Annotated in this window: 12 protein-coding genes; 8 read left to right on the top strand and 4 right to left on the bottom strand. The window is 56.6% G+C overall.

What is annotated here, in order from left to right:
- Window positions 1-35 precede the first annotated feature (35 nt).
- Entirely contained in the window at window positions 36-542 is a 507-nt protein-coding gene (tadA, locus tag HV355_RS05470; protein WP_108416747.1) for a tRNA adenosine(34) deaminase TadA, read from the top strand.
- Here tadA and mltF read toward each other — a convergent pair.
- Window positions 430-1,980, bottom strand: coding sequence for a membrane-bound lytic murein transglycosylase MltF (gene mltF, locus HV355_RS05465; protein ID WP_182401149.1), 1,551 nt, complete (start codon window positions 1,978-1,980; stop codon window positions 430-432). The genes tadA and mltF overlap by 113 nt on opposite strands.
- Window positions 1,981-2,247: 267 nt before the next feature.
- On the opposite strand from mltF, the gene purL reads away from it, so the two are divergent.
- The 5 genes from purL (at window position 2,248) to glnB (ending at window position 10,590) form a co-directional block, all read left to right on the top strand.
- The gene (gene purL / locus HV355_RS05460; RefSeq protein ID WP_126816188.1) at window positions 2,248-6,135 is read left to right on the top strand and encodes a phosphoribosylformylglycinamidine synthase; all 3,888 of its coding nucleotides are present in this window, start codon (window positions 2,248-2,250) and stop codon (window positions 6,133-6,135) included.
- Window positions 6,136-6,670: 535 nt separating this feature from the next.
- Window positions 6,671-8,098: a two component system sensor histidine kinase QseE/GlrK gene (gene qseE / locus HV355_RS05455; RefSeq protein ID WP_108416744.1), complete on the top strand. Its 1,428-nt coding sequence runs from the start codon at window positions 6,671-6,673 to the stop codon at window positions 8,096-8,098.
- Window position 8,099: 1 nt separating this feature from the next.
- A complete protein-coding gene (qseG, locus tag HV355_RS05450; RefSeq protein WP_108416743.1) occupies window positions 8,100-8,852 on the top strand; it encodes a two-component system QseEF-associated lipoprotein QseG in 753 nt (250 codons plus the stop codon).
- Complete coding sequence (gene glrR, locus HV355_RS05445; protein ID WP_100165739.1) at window positions 8,849-10,186, top strand: two-component system response regulator GlrR; 1,338 nt, start codon at window positions 8,849-8,851, stop codon at window positions 10,184-10,186. Before qseG ends, glrR begins: the two co-directional genes overlap by 4 nt.
- A 65-nt stretch (window positions 10,187-10,251) precedes the next feature.
- Window positions 10,252-10,590, top strand: a complete 339-nt coding sequence (gene glnB / locus HV355_RS05440; protein WP_003860685.1) for a nitrogen regulatory protein P-II — start codon at window positions 10,252-10,254, stop codon at window positions 10,588-10,590.
- Window positions 10,591-10,672: 82 nt separating this feature from the next.
- Here the strand turns inward: glnB and hmpA are convergent, their stop codons facing one another.
- Window positions 10,673-11,863: an NO-inducible flavohemoprotein gene (gene hmpA, locus HV355_RS05435; protein ID WP_182401147.1), complete on the bottom strand. Its 1,191-nt coding sequence runs from the start codon at window positions 11,861-11,863 to the stop codon at window positions 10,673-10,675.
- 305 nt (window positions 11,864-12,168) lie between these two features.
- Between hmpA and glyA the strand changes: the two genes are divergently transcribed.
- Complete coding sequence (gene glyA, locus HV355_RS05430) at window positions 12,169-13,422, top strand: serine hydroxymethyltransferase (protein ID WP_046888197.1); 1,254 nt, start codon at window positions 12,169-12,171, stop codon at window positions 13,420-13,422.
- A 54-nt stretch (window positions 13,423-13,476) separates the two neighbouring features.
- Here glyA and HV355_RS05425 read toward each other — a convergent pair whose 3' ends face one another.
- A complete protein-coding gene (locus HV355_RS05425; protein WP_032653045.1) occupies window positions 13,477-13,899 on the bottom strand; it encodes a DoxX family protein in 423 nt (140 codons plus the stop codon).
- Window positions 13,900-14,071: 172 nt separating this feature from the next.
- Between HV355_RS05425 and HV355_RS05420 the strand changes: the two genes are divergently transcribed.
- On the top strand, window positions 14,072-15,211 hold the full coding sequence (locus HV355_RS05420) for a 3-phenylpropionate MFS transporter (RefSeq protein WP_010434021.1): 1,140 nt from the start codon (window positions 14,072-14,074) through the stop codon (window positions 15,209-15,211).
- Here HV355_RS05420 and csiE read toward each other — a convergent pair whose 3' ends face one another.
- Complete coding sequence (gene csiE / locus HV355_RS05415) at window positions 15,212-16,489, bottom strand: stationary phase inducible protein CsiE (RefSeq protein ID WP_182401145.1); 1,278 nt, start codon at window positions 16,487-16,489, stop codon at window positions 15,212-15,214.
- Window positions 16,490-16,550 lie beyond the last annotated feature (61 nt).

The raw sequence follows: 16,550 nt of genomic DNA, 5'->3' as shown, positions 1-16,550 counted from the left end.
ATAATGCCGCCCGCTTTTCGACTGGAGTACAACCGTTGTCCAACCCTGAACACAATCATGAATACTGGATGCGCCACGCGCTAACGCTGGCTCAACGTGCCTGGGATGAGGGCGAAGTGCCCGTGGGCGCGGTGCTGGTTCATCATAATCAGGTGATTGGCGAAGGGTGGAACCGCCCCATTGGCCGCCACGATCCTACCGCGCACGCCGAAATTATGGCGCTTCGTCAGGGCGGGCTGGTACTGCAAAACTATCGTCTGCTCGATACGACTCTGTACGTCACCCTTGAACCCTGCGTCATGTGTTCCGGCGCGATGGTGCACAGTCGTATCGGTACGCTGGTGTTTGGTGCGCGGGATGAAAAAACAGGCGCGGCCGGTTCGCTAATGGACGTGCTAGGCCATCCGGGGATGAACCACCAGGTGCAGACTATCGGTGGGGTACTTGCACCAGAGTGTTCGGGTCTGCTGAGTGACTTCTTTCGAATGCGCCGGCAGCAGAAAAAGCAACAAAAGGCAGAATTGAAGCAGGTGGACGATTAAGTTCGTCCGGTGCGACCACCGGGTAGCTCTGAGCCAGCTGTTTAGCTTCTGCCGCTTCTTTCTCTTTCTCCAGCAGATACCCCACCAGGCTTATCTGATACTTACGAATATTTTCCACGTAAACGTAGGCTTCATGCCCGCGCGCATACCCGTAGGTCAGCTTGTTGTACCACGGTTTCTGGCTCAGCAGCGGCAGACGCTGTTTTACATCAGACCAGCTGTCCGGGTTACCTTTGGTTTTTGCCGTCAGCGCGCGCGCGTCAAGCATGTGCGCATAACCCATGTTGTAGGCGGCCAGTGCAAACCAAATCCGCTCTTCTTCCGGCACGGTCTCCGGTACTTTAGCCATCATATCCTGTAAATACTGCGCGCCGCCGCTGATGCTTTGCTCCGCATCGGTACGGTCATTAACACCCAGACTCAGCGCGGTATTTTTCGTCAGCATCATGAGACCACGCACACCGGTCGGAGAGGTAGCCTGAGTATCCCAGTGGGATTCCTGATACGAAATCGCCGCCAGCAGCTTCCAGTCAATCTCCTGGGCGTATTTTTCGAACAACGGCTGCAGGTCCGGCAGGACGCTATCAACTGCGCGCAAGAAGCTGCGGGTGTCGACGTAATCGAAGTCATCACCATGGCCGAGGTATTTTTCTTCCAGGCGCGCCAGCGTGCCGTCTTCATTGATGGCGTTATAGAAATCGAGCATGGCCGCAGAGAGGGTCTGATCGTTATCCAGTTGGGTAAACCAGGTCACCGGCTGTTCGTCAGTCACATCCAGCGCCACTGCGATTTCCGGGTGCACGCGCTGGAAAAGACTGATCGCCACCGAATCCGCAATGGTATAGGCCAGCTTTTTGTCTTTAACCTGATCGAGCAGTTCTGTGGTGCCCAGTTTTGGGTCAACCGTCCAGCTCAGGTCAGGATACTTTTTCTCTTTGAGGGCGCGCAGGTCCTCAATCACGACATGGCCGGGGGCAATCGTCAGCTGTTGCTCGTTAATGGTGGCGAGTGAGCGCGGGCGCACGCTTCCCACGCGGTAAACCAGCTGCTGGGAGACAGAGTAGTAGGTTGGGCCTGGCTGGTAGTTCTTGCTGCGCTCGCTGTTGTACACCAGCCCGGCTGCAAGGATATCGGCGTCGTCGTTATCCAGGTCATCGAACAATTGGCTGATGTTCTGACGCACGGTAATTTTGAGCTTAACACCCAGATAGTCGGCAAACTGCTGGGCCAGTTCATAATCCAGACCGATGGTTTTGCCGTTGATGTCGCCGTAAATCAGCGGAGAGGAGAGGGTACTGACGCGCAATTCCCCCCGCTCCTGAATGGCGGCGATACGGTTTTCGGCTTTACCGAACCAGGGGATAGAAGGCCAGAGGGCCACTGCCAGCAGCAACGTAACAATGCCGATGAGCAGATAATTAATCTTTAATTTTTTCAATTAGTTAATTCTCTGCGACGCCGGTTGCCTCAGTATGCTGTAGCCATGTTAAGAATAAGGTTTGCCATTGAATGAGCGGCATTTTGCGCAAAGTTACGCCACTTGGCAACAAATTAGAGAGACAGGTCACACCTATTGTTAAACCGCTGTGCAAATTTTATTTCGACGCAAACGGTTTCGTCGGCGCTCAGGATTCTCTATAATGACGCCCGTTTTCCCCCCTTGCGCACACTGTAAGCGCCCCGGCGCTTCGAAGACGAGAGACTTATGATGGAAATTCTGCGTGGTTCGCCTGCACTGTCTGCCTTCCGTATTACCAAACTGCTGGCACGTTTTCAGGCGGCCGACCTTCCGGTAAGCAATATTTACGCTGAGTATGTCCATTTTGCTGACCTGAATGCCCCCCTGAATGCAGAGGAGCGCGTACAGCTGGAACGCCTGCTCAAGTATGGTCCAAGCCTGAGCAGCCATACGCCAACCGGCAAACTGATCCTTGCGACGCCGCGTCCGGGCACCATCTCCCCCTGGTCTTCCAAAGCCACCGACATCGCCCACAACTGTGGTCTGAGCCAGATTAACCGTCTGGAACGCGGCGTGGCGTACTATGTTGAAGCCTCCACCCTGAACGACGCGCAGTGGCAGGCGGTTGCGGCTGAGCTGCACGACCGCATGATGGAGAGCGTATTTGCCTCTCTCGACGACGCGCAGAAGCTGTTCTCACACCATCAGCCTGCGCCGGTACAGAGCGTTGACCTGCTGGGGCAGGGCCGTCAGGCGCTGATTGACGCCAACCTGCGTCTCGGCCTGGCGCTGGCAGAAGACGAAATTGATTACCTGCAGGACGCGTTCGTTAAGCTCAACCGCAACCCGAACGACATCGAACTCTACATGTTCGCGCAGGCCAACTCTGAGCACTGCCGCCATAAGATTTTCAACGCCGACTGGATTATTGACGGCGAACAGCAGCCGAAGTCGCTGTTCAAAATGATCAAAAACACCATGGAGCAAACCCCTGACCACGTGCTGTCTGCCTATAAAGACAACGCCGCGGTAATGGAAGGTTCCGAGGTGGGCCGCTTCTTCGCCGATCGCGAAGCAGGGCGCTATGACTTCCATCAGGAGCCCGCGCATATCCTGATGAAAGTGGAAACCCACAACCACCCGACGGCGATCTCCCCGTGGCCGGGTGCGGCGACCGGCTCCGGCGGTGAAATCCGTGACGAAGGTGCGACCGGTCGTGGCGCTAAACCTAAAGCGGGTCTGGTCGGTTTCTCCGTCTCTAACCTGCGTATCCCGGGCTTTGAACAGCCATGGGAAGAAGATTTCGGCAAGCCAGAGCGCATTGTAACCGCGCTGGATATCATGACCGACGGCCCGCTGGGCGGCGCGGCGTTTAACAACGAGTTTGGTCGTCCGGCGCTGAACGGTTACTTCCGTACCTATGAAGAGAAAGTGGACAGCCACAACGGCGAAGAGCTGCGCGGTTACCACAAACCGATCATGCTGGCGGGCGGGATCGGCAACATCCGTGCCGATCACGTGCAGAAAGGCGAGATCGTCGTCGGCGCGAAGCTGATCGTGCTCGGTGGCCCGGCGATGAACATCGGTCTGGGCGGCGGGGCAGCGTCTTCTATGGCGTCCGGCCAGTCTGATGCGGACCTCGATTTTGCTTCCGTGCAGCGTGACAACCCGGAAATGGAGCGTCGCTGCCAGGAAGTGATCGACCGCTGCTGGCAGCTGGGCGACGCCAACCCGATTCTGTTCATCCACGACGTGGGTGCGGGCGGTCTGTCCAACGCCATGCCGGAGCTGGTGAGCGACGGTGGCCGCGGTGGCCGTTTCAACCTGCGCGATATCCTGAGCGATGAGCCGGGCATGAGCCCGCTGGAAATCTGGTGTAACGAATCCCAGGAGCGCTACGTGCTGGCGGTTGCCGCGGATCAGCTGCCGCTGTTTGACGAGCTGTGCCGCCGCGAGCGTGCGCCGTATGCGGTGATCGGTGAAGCGACCGAAGAGCAGCACCTTTCCTTAAGCGACACCCACTTTGACAACCAGCCGATCGATCTGCCGCTGGACGTCCTGCTCGGTAAAACGCCGAAGATGACCCGCGACGTGACAACCCGCAAAGCGGCGGGCAAAGCGCTGGATCGCCAGGGCATCACCGTGGCAGAAGCGGTTAACCGCGTGCTGCACCTGCCTGCCGTGGCGGAGAAAACGTTCCTGGTGACCATCGGCGACCGTACCGTGACCGGTATGGTATCGCGCGACCAGATGGTTGGCCCGTGGCAGATCCCGGTGGCGAACTGCGCGGTGACGACCGCGAGCCTCGACAGCTACTACGGCGAAGCGATGGCCCTGGGCGAACGCACCCCGGTGGCGCTGCTGGACTTTGCCGCCTCCGCACGTCTGGCGGTCGGTGAAGCGCTGACCAACATCGCCGCGACGCAGATTGGCGACATCAAACGTATCAAACTCTCTGCAAACTGGATGGCCGCAGCCGGTCACCCTGGCGAAGATGCTGGCCTGTATGAAGCCGTAAAAGCGGTGGGTGAGGAGCTGTGTCCTGCCCTCGGCCTGACCATTCCGGTGGGTAAAGACTCCATGTCGATGAAAACCCGCTGGCAGGAAGGCAGCGAGCAGCGCGAGATGACCTCTCCGCTGTCGCTGGTGATCACCGCGTTTGCCCGCGTGGAAGACGTGCGCCACACCGTTACGCCGCAGCTTGCGACCGAAGACAACGCCCTGCTGCTGATTGACCTGGGTAAAGGCCACAACGCGCTGGGTGCCACCGCGCTGGCACAGGTTTACCGCCAGCTCGGCGACAAGCCAGCCGATGTGCGCGACGTCGCGCAGTTGAAAGGCTTCTACGACGCCATCCAGGCGCTGGTGGCGGAGCGTAAGCTGCTGGCCTACCACGACCGTTCTGACGGCGGCCTGCTGGTGACGCTGGCAGAGATGGCCTTCACCGGCCACTGCGGCGTTGAAGCGAACATTGCCACGCTTGGCGAAGACCGTCTGGCGGCGCTGTTCAATGAAGAGTTGGGTGCGGTAATTCAGGTACGTGCCGCAGATCGCGACGCGGTTGAAGCGATTCTGGCGAAGCACGGTCTGGCAGACTGCGTCCACTATCTGGGCAAAGCCGTTCAGGGTGACCGCTTCGTCATTGAAGCAGACGGCCACGCGGTGTTCAGCGAAAGCCGCACCACGCTGCGCATGTGGTGGGCAGAAACCACCTGGCAGATGCAGCGCCTGCGTGATAACCCGGAATGTGCCGATCAGGAGCATAACGCGAAAGCGAATGACCAGGATCCTGGCCTGAACGTGAAGCTCTCCTTTGATATCAACGAAGATATCGCTGCACCGTACATTGCGACAGGCGCGCGTCCGAAGGTAGCCGTGCTGCGCGAGCAGGGCGTTAACTCCCACGTTGAGATGGCGGCTGCCTTCCACCGCGCGGGCTTTGACGCCATCGACGTCCACATGAGCGACCTGCTGGCCGGACGTACCGGTCTGGAAGATTTCCAGGCGCTGGTGGCGTGCGGCGGTTTCTCCTACGGCGACGTGCTGGGCGCGGGCGAAGGTTGGGCGAAGTCCATCCTGTTCAACAGCCGCGTGCGTGACGAGTTCGAAACCTTCTTCCATCGTCCGCAGACCCTGGCGCTGGGCGTGTGTAACGGCTGCCAGATGATGTCTAACCTGCGCGAACTGATCCCGGGCAGCGAAGCCTGGCCGCGCTTTGTGCGCAACCAGTCTGACCGCTTCGAAGCGCGCTTCAGCCTGGTGGAAGTGACCCAAAGCCCTTCTCTGCTGCTGCAGGGAATGGTGGGTTCACAGATGCCAATCGCCGTTTCCCACGGTGAAGGTCAGGTAGAAGTGCGTGATGCTGCGCATCTGGCTCAGCTGGAGAGCAAAGGTCTGGTGGCGCTGCGCTTTGTCGATAACTTCGGCAAGGTGACAGAAACCTACCCGGCTAACCCGAACGGCTCCGCCAACGGTATTACGGCAGTCACCAGTGAAAGCGGTCGTGCGACCATCATGATGCCGCACCCGGAGCGCGTGTTCCGCACCGTGAGCAACTCCTGGCACCCGGAAAACTGGGGCGAGGATAGCCCGTGGATGCGTATCTTCCGCAACGCGCGTAAGCAGCTGGGTTAAGTTTTAGCACCCTAACCCTTGTAGGCCCGGTAGGCGTGAGTGCCACCGGGCTTTTTTATGCGTGTCGCAAAATCGCGACAATCCTGCCCCGCCGATGTCTCCAAAAGGTGACACTTAACTTGTTGATTTATATAAGTAGAAAAATCATGGTCTAAAGGTGTTGTTAAATAGCGACACTTAGCCTGGAAATCATTCTGCCAACAAGTAATAGGTTGAGTGTATAAAACCCTTTTAATTCATCATGTTAATTTATTGTTTTGCAAACTGGCACGGCTGTTGCATAATATTAATCAGTGGCTCATTCACCTTCTTATGTCAGCCCCTTCGGGACGCGCTACATAAACTTAGAATGACGCACAAAAAGGTGCCTGCCGTCCAACTACTGATCATAGCGATGCTTTATCAGGACAGGGCGAAACGTCGAGTTAGGCACCGCCTCATTCCACAACAAAGCCGGGTTTTTACCCGGCTTTGTTGTATCTGAAGGGCAGACTCAGTTACGCTCTGCGTAAACCCCCATTAAGAGAGTAATGCGTTGAAACGCTGGTCTGTTTTCCCTCGCTCCCTGCGACAGCTCGTCATGATGGCATTCCTGCTGATCCTGCTCCCTTTACTGATACTGGCGTGGCAGGCCTGGCAAAGTCTCAATGCGCTAAGCGCGCAGGCGGCATTGACGAATCGCACGACGCTAATTGATGCAAGGCGAAGCGAAGCAATGACGAACGCCGCGCTGGAGATGGAGCGAAGCTATCGCCAGTATTGCGTGCTGGACGATCGCACCCTGGAGCGGGTTTACCAGAATCAACGTAAACGCTACAGCGAAATGCTGGATGCCCACGCGGGCGTGCTGCCGGACGACAAACTCTACCAGGCATTACGTCAGGACCTGAACGATCTGGCTCAGCTACAGTGTAAAAATAGCGGCCCGGATGCCGCCGCCGCCGCGCGGCTGGAAGCTTTTGCTAATGCCAATACGGAAATGGTCCAGTCTACACGCACGGTGATCTTCTCTCGCGGGCAGCAGCTGCAGCAGGAAATCGCCGAGCGCGGTCAATTCTTCGGCTGGCAGGCGCTGGTCCTGTTCCTGGTCAGTCTTGCTCTGGTTCTGCTGTTCACCCGCATGATTATCGGTCCGGTGAAGGGCATACAGCGGATGATTAACCGTCTGGGTGAGGGGAAGTCTCTCGGGGATACGGTTGTTTTCACCGGGCCGCGCGAGCTGCGTTCAGTGGGTCAGCGGATCATCTGGCTTTCCGAACGTCTGGCGTGGCTGGAAACGCAGCGTCATCAGTTCCTCCGTCACATTTCCCACGAACTCAAAACGCCTCTCGCCAGCATGCGAGAAGGCACCGAGCTGCTGGCGGACGAAGTGGCTGGCCCGCTGACCTCTGAGCAAAAAGAGATTGTCGAGATCCTCGATGACAGCAGCCGGAATCTGCAAAAGCTGATTGAGCAACTGCTGGACTACAACCGTAAGCTGGCGGACGGGGCAGTGGTACTGGAAAATGTGGAGATTGCACCGATAGTGGATATGGTGATCTCCGCCCATAGCCTGCCAGCAAGAGCTAAAATGATGCATACCCAGGTCGATCTTAGCGAGCCCGCTTGTCTTGCAGAGCCCATGCTGTTTATGAGCGTTCTGGATAATCTTTATTCCAATGCGGTGCACTATGGTACTGAATCCGGTAACATTTATATCCGAAGCTACAGGGCGGGTTCCCGGGTGTTTATCGATGTAGCGAATACGGGCACCCCGATTCCGGATGAAGAAAAAACGATGATTTTTGAACCCTTTTTCCAGGGCAGTCATCAGCGAAAAGGTGCGGTAAAAGGAAGTGGTCTGGGGCTCAGTATTGCCCGCGACGGCATACGACGCATGCACGGCGAACTGAATATCGTCAGTGATGAACGGTCGGATGTGTGCTTTCGTATCGAACTGCCTCTTAAGCCGGAAAATCAATAAAATGAATCTAAGTCTGGTGAGTATGTCACACGTTTTTTTCCGCGCCGCACGCGCGATGTTTTCCCGCAATACCGTACGTCTAAGTCTGCCGTGTTTACTGCTGGCAGGGTGTGTGACCCATGCCCCGAAGAGCGCAATCAGTGAAAAGCCGGAAGAAAAATGGCCTGAAAATCAGCTGGCGGATTTCCTGACCACCCCCTGCGAGGGCATCTGGCACTTATCAGGACATGAAGTTGATACCAACCCGCTGTTTTGGCTACGTGGCATCGATTGTGCGCAGCGTCTGGAACCCGTAGAGGCACGGGCGCAAGCCACGATGTGGGGCGACAACGCATGGCAGGCGACCTTTAAACGTGCCATTCTGCTTGGCGATGCCAAAATCACGCCCGTGGAGCGCCGCACGAATATCACGCGTCTGGACGCGTTCAGCGCCAACATTCCTGCGCAGGTGCGGCCGATATATCAACTCTGGCGGGACGGCCAGGCATTACAGCTTCAGCTGTCTGAAGAGCGTTCCCGCTACAGCAAATTACAGCAGTCAACGGACGGCGAGCTTGATACGCTTCGCCAGCAGCAGAATTATCTGCGCACCCAGCTTGAGACCACCACGCGCAAGCTTGAAAATCTGACCGATATTGAAAGGCAACTGTCGACGCGTAAACCCGCAGGCAGCTATTTGCCAGATTCGTCGAAAGGAAATTCTGCCGCGTCGCCGGACGGTGACGCGCAGAAGGAAGAGGATGTGAAGCCATGACAAGCCGTAAACCTGCCCATCTCTTACTGGTCGATGACGATCCTGGACTGTTAAAGCTGCTGGGGATGCGCCTGGTCAGTGAAGGCTACAGCGTTGTGACGGCGGAAAGCGGGCAGGAGGGGCTGAAAGTGCTCAGCCGCGAGAAAATTGATCTGGTGATCAGCGATCTGCGGATGGACGAAATGGATGGCCTGCAGCTTTTTGCAGAGATTCAAAAGCAGCAGCCCGGCATGCCGGTTATCATCTTGACCGCCCACGGCTCGATCCCGGATGCGGTCGCGGCAACCCAGCAAGGGGTGTTCAGCTTCCTCACTAAACCGGTGGACAAAGACGCGCTTTATAAAGCCATCGACAGCGCGCTGGAGCATGCCGCGCCTTCTGGTGATGATGCCTGGCGCGAGTCCATCGTGACGCGAAGCCCTGTCATGCTGCGTCTGCTTGAGCAGGCGCGAATGGTGGCGCAATCTGACGTCAGCGTTTTGATCAACGGCCAGAGCGGTACCGGGAAAGAGATCCTGGCGCAGGCGATCCACAACGCCAGCCCGCGCGCTAAAAATGCCTTTATCGCCATTAACTGCGGTGCGCTTCCGGAGCAACTGCTCGAGTCTGAACTCTTTGGTCACGCGCGCGGCGCCTTCACCGGCGCGGTGAGCAGCCGGGAAGGGTTGTTCCAGGCGGCGGAAGGCGGCACGCTGTTCCTCGACGAGATTGGCGATATGCCTGCGCCGTTGCAGGTGAAACTGCTGCGCGTGTTGCAGGAGAGAAAGGTGCGTCCGCTCGGCAGCAACCGCGATATCGACATCAACGTGCGTATTATTTCCGCCACCCACCGGGATCTGCCAAAAGTGATGGCGCGCAATGAGTTTCGTGAAGATCTCTACTACCGCCTGAACGTGGTGAACCTGAAAATTCCTGCGCTGGCCGAGCGTGCGGAAGATATCCCACTGCTGGCAAACCATCTGCTGCGCCAGTCCGCGGATCGCCATAAACCCTTCGTGCGCGCGTTTTCCACGGATGCAATGAAAAGGCTAATGACCGCCGGGTGGCCTGGCAACGTGCGCCAGTTGGTCAACGTGATTGAGCAGTGCGTGGCGCTGACGTCGTCGCCCGTTATCAGCGACGCGCTGGTGGAGCAGGCGCTGGAAGGAGAAAACACGGCGTTGCCGACCTTTGCCGAAGCGCGTAACCAGTTCGAACTGAACTACCTGCGCAAACTGCTGCAGATTACGAAGGGTAACGTGACCCACGCGGCGCGCATGGCCGGGCGCAACCGCACCGAGTTCTACAAGCTGCTGTCGCGTCACGAGCTGGAAGCAAACGATTTTAAAGAGTAATGCCGTATGGTACTGTGAGCAATCGATTACGAGGCAGCTTACAGGCAAGAGTTTAAGGACCCACCATGAAAAAGATTGATGCGATTATTAAACCTTTCAAACTGGATGATGTACGTGAAGCGCTGGCGGAAGTTGGCATCACCGGGATGACAGTAACGGAAGTGAAAGGTTTTGGTCGTCAGAAGGGCCACACCGAGCTTTACCGTGGCGCGGAGTACATGGTCGACTTTCTGCCGAAAGTGAAAATTGAAATCGTGGTCAGCGACGATATCGTGGATACCTGCGTGGATACCATCATCCGTACCGCGCAGACGGGCAAAATTGGCGACGGTAAAATCTTCGTCTTTGACGTGGCGCGCGTGATCCGTATCCGTACCGGCGAAGAAGACGACGCCGCGATTTAACAGCGCCAACGGTTTTGTAGGTCGGGTAAGGCGCAGCCGCCACCCGGCGAAAAAAAAGCCCCTCGAACGAGGGGCTTTTTCATTACAGCACCTTATGCGGCCCGAAACATTCGTAATGAATGTTGTCCTTGTCCACACCCAGGTCTACCAGCTGCTTCGCGGCATACTGCATAAACGCCACCGGTCCACAGACGTAGAACTGCATGTCCGGCGCGCTAAACGCCCCTTCATGCTGGCTTAAATTCATCAGACCTTCGCTGTCGAAGCGTGCGGCCTGGCGGTCTGCGTCCGTTGGCAGGCGATACCAGGTATGCGCGGTGAAGCGCGGCAGGGACGTCCCGAGCGTTTTCACTTCATCCGCAAAGGCGTGCACGTCGCCGTTCTCTGCGGCGTGGAACCAGTTTACCTGCGCGTCGTGGTTTGTTTTTGCCAGCGTATCGAGCATCGCCAGCATTGGCGTTTGACCAACACCCGCAGAGATCAGCGTCACTGGCGTATTGCCGTCAACGGCCATAAAGAAATCACCCGCCGGCGCGGCCAGATGAACCACGTCGCCCACGCTGGCTTCGTTGTGCAGCCAGGTTGAGACCTGACCGCCATCTTCGCGTTTCACCGCAATACGGTAGCCTTTGCCGTTTGGCTTGCGGGTGAGGGAATACTGGCGAATTTCCTGATGCGGGAAACCTTCAGGCTTCAGCCACACGCCCAGATACTGGCCCGGTTGATATTCGGCCACCGGTTTACCGTCCACCGGCTCAAATTCAAAGCTGGTAATCAATGCGCTGCGTGGGGTTTTCTCGACGATGCGGAACGCGCGCGTGCCTTCCCAGCCGCCGTTCTTGCTGGCGTTTTCGCTGTAGATTTGCGCTTCACGGTTGATAAACACGTTTGCCAGCACGCCGTAGGCTTTACCCCACGCGTCCAGCACTTCCTGGCCCGGGCTGAACATTTCGTCCAGCGTGGCCAGCAGGTGGCCGCCAACGATGTTGTACTGCTCAGGCTGGATCTGGAAGCTGGTATGTTTCTGCGCAATCTTTTCTACCGCAGGCAGCAATGCCGCCAGGTTTTCGATATTGCTGGCGTAGGCTGCGATGGCGTTAAACAACGCTTCACGCTGGTCGCCATTGCGCTGGTTGCTCATGTTGAAAATTTCTTTGAGCTCCGGGTTGTGCGAGAACATGCGATCGTAGAAATGCGCGGTGAGTTTAGGGCCGGTTTCCACCAGCAGGGGAATGGTGGACTTAACGGTAGCGATGGTTTGAGCGTCGAGCATGAGCGCGTCCTTCTGATGTTATATTTAATGATGTATTTTAAATGCATCTTATAAAAAATAACCCTGCGTTGTAAATGGTTCTTTGCAAGATGAAAAATATGCATCACAAACCTGAAAAGAAATCCGTTGAAAATGATGAGAGCTTTATTCCTCAAACCCTTGCGCGGCGTGGAGGTAAACGTTTGCGTAAAATCGTTTGTCAAGACCTGTTATCGCAGAACTATTCAGTTATACTGTTGCCCGTCGTCCAACGGGACTGCCTTTTCAGGCCAAAATTTACTTGTTAGCTGAGTCAGGAGATGCGGATGTTAAAGCGTGAAATGAACATTGCCGATTATGATGCCGAACTGTGGCAGGCTATGGAGCAGGAAAAAGTACGTCAGGAAGAGCACATCGAACTGATCGCCTCCGAAAACTACACCAGCCCGCGCGTGATGCAGGCGCAGGGTTCTCAGCTGACCAACAAATACGCTGAAGGTTATCCGGGCAAGCGCTACTACGGCGGTTGCGAGTACGTTGATATCGTTGAGCAACTGGCGATTGACCGTGCGAAAGAACTCTTTGGCGCAGACTACGCGAACGTGCAGCCGCACTCAGGCTCTCAGGCTAACTTCGCGGTCTACACCGCGCTGCTCCAGCCGGGCGATACCGTTCTGGGTATGAACCTGGCGCAGGGCGGCCACCTGACTCACGGCTCCCCGGTTAACTTCTCCGGCAAACTGTACAACATCATTCCTTACGGTATTGATGAGTCCGGTAAAATTGACTACGAAGACATGGCTAAGCAGGCCAAAGAGCACAAACCGAAGATGATCATCGGTGGCTTCTCTGCTTACTCCGGTATCGTTGACTGGGCAAAAATGCGTGAAATCGCAGACAGCATCGGTGCTTACCTGTTCGTTGATATGGCGCACGTTGCGGGTCTGATCGCGGCAGGCGTTTACCCGAACCCGGTTCCACACGCTCACGTTGTGACCACCACCACCCACAAAACCCTGGCGGGTCCACGCGGTGGCCTGATCCTGGCGAAAGGCGGTGACGAAGAGCTGTATAAGAAACTGAACTCCGCCGTGTTCCCAAGCGCGCAGGGCGGCCCGCTGATGCACGTTATCGCCGCAAAAGCGGTAGCGCTGAAAGAAGCGATGGAGCCAGAGTTCAAGGTTTATCAGCAGCAGGTTGCCAAAAACGCCAAAGCGATGGTGGAAGTGTTCCTGAGCCGTGGCTACAAAGTGGTGTCTGGCGGTACTGAAAACCACCTGTTCCTGCTGGATCTGGTTGATAAGAACCTGACCGGTAAAGAAGCTGACGCCGCCCTGGGCCGCGCCAACATCACCGTGAACAAAAACAGCGTGCCAAACGATCCGAAGAGCCCGTTCGTGACCTCCGGTATCCGTATCGGTTCTCCGGCAGTGACTCGCCGCGGCTTCAAAGAAGCGGAAGTGAAAGAGCTGGCGGGCTGGATGTGTGACGTTCTGGACAACATCAATGACGAAGCGGTTATCGAGCGCGTTAAAGGTAAAGTTCTGGATATCTGCGCACGCTTCCCGGTATACGCATAATCCCTCTGCTTTGCCGAAATAAAAAAGGCCGCGCTTGCGGCCTTTTTTTATGGGCTAACGTCGGTCGAGAGATATGGCCCCCGGTCCCACAATCGCCAGCAAAATAAACGCGCCAGCAATACTCACATTCTTATAGAAGTTAATCATGTTCGGCACAACCGCATCACCGGTCATATCCCAGTAATGGTGGCCTATCACCGCCGTTCCCAGCGTATAAAAGACAAAGAGCACCGCGATGGGGCGGGTGAAAAAGCCCAGCACGATCAGAATTGCCGCGGGGACCTCCATCACCACCGCAATAATCGCGGCAAGCATAGGCATGGGGGCGCCGAGGGACGTCATATACTGAACGGTGCCGCTAAACCCCGTGAGTTTGGGATAGCCAAAAATAATAAACAGGACAACGATAGCAATACGGGCAATCAAAAGCAGGAAAGAACGTGAGGAGCCGAAATCGAAATAACGTAAGCTGTTCATGGCAAACGACCTCTTCAGGCGATGTTCTTTAAACGTAATACAATTTTGCCGCTCTCGCCATACGCCGACCGGCTGTCCATGATGTTAATTTATCGTTAATTTATAGCGCGCTAACGACTTGCTAAAGTGCAGGATAAACGCCAGACTATCGCCTCCATTTCGGGAGGGATTCATGGTCTTGCATTCCACGCGCTGGCTGGCGCTCAGCTACTTCACCTACTTCTTTAGCTACGGTATTTTTCTGCCTTTCTGGAGCGTCTGGCTCAAGGGAATCGGCCTCACCCCTGAGTCCATCGGCGTTCTGCTTGGCGCAGGACTGGTGGCGCGTTTCCTGGGCAGTCTGCTGATTGCGCCGCGCGTCAGCGATCCCTCCTTACTGATCAAGGCCGTGCGCATACTTGCGCTGCTCACGCTGGTCTTTGTCGCCTGCTTCTGGGTGAGTCAGCAGTTTGCCTGGCTGATGGTGGTGATGGTTGGCTTCAACCTGTTCTTCTCACCGCTGGTGCCGCTGACGGATGCCCTGGCGAACACCTGGCAAAAGCAGATCACCATGGACTATGGCCGCGTGCGTCTCTGGGGATCGATTGCGTTCGTGATCGGCTCGGCGCTGGTGGGTAAGCTGGTCAGCCTGTACGACTATCACGCCATCCTTGCGTTACTGAGCGTGGGTATTGCCTCCATGCTGCTGGGGATGCTGTTGCGTCCGTCGGTAATGCCGCAGGGCGAAAGCCGTCACCAGGAGAGCGCAGGCTGGCCGGCCTGGCGGAGCCTGGTGGCACAAAGCTGGCGTTTTCTGGCGTGCGTTTGCCTGCTTCAGGGGGCGCATGCGGCGTACTATGGGTTCAGCGCCATCTACTGGCAGGGTGCGGGCTACTCTGCTTCTGCGGTAGGCTACCTGTGGTCGCTCGGCGTCGTGGCGGAAGTGATCATCTTTGCGCTCAGTAAAAAACTGTTCCGTCGCTTCGGCGCGCGCGATTTGCTGCTGCTTTCTGCCGTGTGCGGCGTGGCACGCTGGGGGATTATGGGCTGGACGACCGAACTGCCGTGGCTGATTCTGGCGCAAATTCTGCACTGCGGTACCTTTACCGTGTGCCACCTGGCGGCGATGCGCTACATCTCTGCGCGAGAGGGTGGGGATGTGATTCGACTGCAGGCGGTCTACTCTGCGGTGGCAATGGGCGGCAGCATAGCCGTGATGACGGTCTTTGCTGGCTTCCTCTATCAGCACCTTGGGCACGGCGTATTCTGGGTGATGGCACTCGTTGCACTACCTGCAATGCTCGTTCGCCCCAAAGTGACGGCACGCGCGTAACTAGGATTCCAGCATCGCGCGAATATGTTCTTGCTGCTGCGCGTTCAATGTCTCAACGGCATGGATCAGCGGCGGCGAGAACAACGGCAGGGCGGTTGGGTAAGGGGTGATCACCAGCGCAGCTTCACGGGGCGCTCCTCCCTTCTGAAACGCGTGCAGGGTCAGATAACGAATATTGAGCGGCAACAGCGTCAGCTCGCGCAGCTGCTGCTCAATCAACGCTTCACATGCTTTATCTTCCCCGGTCAGTAACACCACCTGTTTTTCATGCAGATCGGTCTCCTGCATCAGCCAGGCACCAAAAATCACCGCCACTAGGCTCATCTCTTCATCGGAGAAACGCAGCCCGAACTCCGCTTCCAGCTCAAATAGCGCCTCTTTGGTGGTGCGTAACAGCCGCGGATAAAGCCGATGAATCTCTTCCGGCAGGCTGTTATCGATGCCGATTTCAAACAGTGAGCGATCTAACGCCTGAGCAAGATGGATATAAAGCTGATCGGTCAGCCCCTGTTCATCGCTAAAATTCATCCCGGTTTGGGCCCGAAAGCGCGCGATCATCCGCACTATGGTGCGGCGCAGGCGTTGATCCTGCTGATGTCTGTCAAGCACCGGATCGGGGGTGCGCAGCATCATAAACAGCAGCGCGAGGAACAGCTGTTCATCGCTGTGCGTTCCCTGCGGAACGCGCCGTTTCCAGTGACGCACGATTTCCTGCGCGGTGAAATATTCCCCTCTCGATTGCGTCCAGTTGCGCTGAACGTGGGAAAACTGCGGCGTATTGCCCAGATGATGCTGGATCAGACAGTATTGCAAAAACAGCTGTAAAAACTGTACGTCGCGGCAGTCAAACGGACGCTGAAGCTTTCGCGAACAGAAGTTGATCAATGCTCGCAGGTTGGTGTCATCATAGAGTGGACGAGCGATGCCCTGCTGTTTAAGTGCGGTTTTAAGCGCGGGAGTAAACTGGTGAGAGACGAACTGCGGGCAAAGCCGAAGTGCCCTGCGCAGCCAGTGCAGCAGGCATAAACGCTGATTCAGGACCGAACCTTCAATTCGGTAGCTGCCGTCGAGGTGCGTGACGATATCAAGCCGATGATAGCGCTGGATTTCATCGCGCGTCTCGGCTATATCTTGCCGTGCCATTGCGTCGTCCACGCCATTGGCAGCGATTATGTTCTGTGCGGTGACGGCAGCATCGGGCAGGTAAAGCATCAAAAGCACCTGGCAGCGGCGCTGCGAACTGGAAAGCACAGATGGAATTTCAAGCGTCGTCATCATCTGTCGGGTATCCAGTGTGAATGTTTGATAAGAATAGCTAAAGGATGGGCGCTGAAAAGCG

Origin of the sequence: Enterobacter sp. RHBSTW-01064, from assembly GCF_014103035.1 — a bacterium.
GTDB classification, from domain to species: domain Bacteria; phylum Pseudomonadota; class Gammaproteobacteria; order Enterobacterales; family Enterobacteriaceae; genus Enterobacter; species Enterobacter mori.
This window is presented reverse-complemented; position numbering and strand designations above follow the sequence as displayed.

What these genes read in the sequence shown, in the direction of transcription:
- glrR (WP_100165739.1), top strand. Translation starts at nt 8,849, where the DNA reads ATGACAAGCCGTAAACCTGCCCATCTCTTACTGGTCGATGACGATCCT.
- csiE (WP_182401145.1), bottom strand. Translation starts at nt 16,489, where the DNA reads ATGATGACGACGCTTGAAATTCCATCTGTGCTTTCCAGTTCGCAGCGC.
- HV355_RS05420 (WP_010434021.1), top strand. Translation starts at nt 14,072, where the DNA reads ATGGTCTTGCATTCCACGCGCTGGCTGGCGCTCAGCTACTTCACCTAC.
- purL (WP_126816188.1), top strand. Translation starts at nt 2,248, where the DNA reads ATGATGGAAATTCTGCGTGGTTCGCCTGCACTGTCTGCCTTCCGTATT.
- glnB (WP_003860685.1), top strand. Translation starts at nt 10,252, where the DNA reads ATGAAAAAGATTGATGCGATTATTAAACCTTTCAAACTGGATGATGTA.
- hmpA (WP_182401147.1), bottom strand. Translation starts at nt 11,863, where the DNA reads ATGCTCGACGCTCAAACCATCGCTACCGTTAAGTCCACCATTCCCCTG.
- qseG (WP_108416743.1), top strand. Translation starts at nt 8,100, where the DNA reads ATGAATCTAAGTCTGGTGAGTATGTCACACGTTTTTTTCCGCGCCGCA.
- HV355_RS05425 (WP_032653045.1), bottom strand. Translation starts at nt 13,899, where the DNA reads ATGAACAGCTTACGTTATTTCGATTTCGGCTCCTCACGTTCTTTCCTG.
- glyA (WP_046888197.1), top strand. Translation starts at nt 12,169, where the DNA reads ATGTTAAAGCGTGAAATGAACATTGCCGATTATGATGCCGAACTGTGG.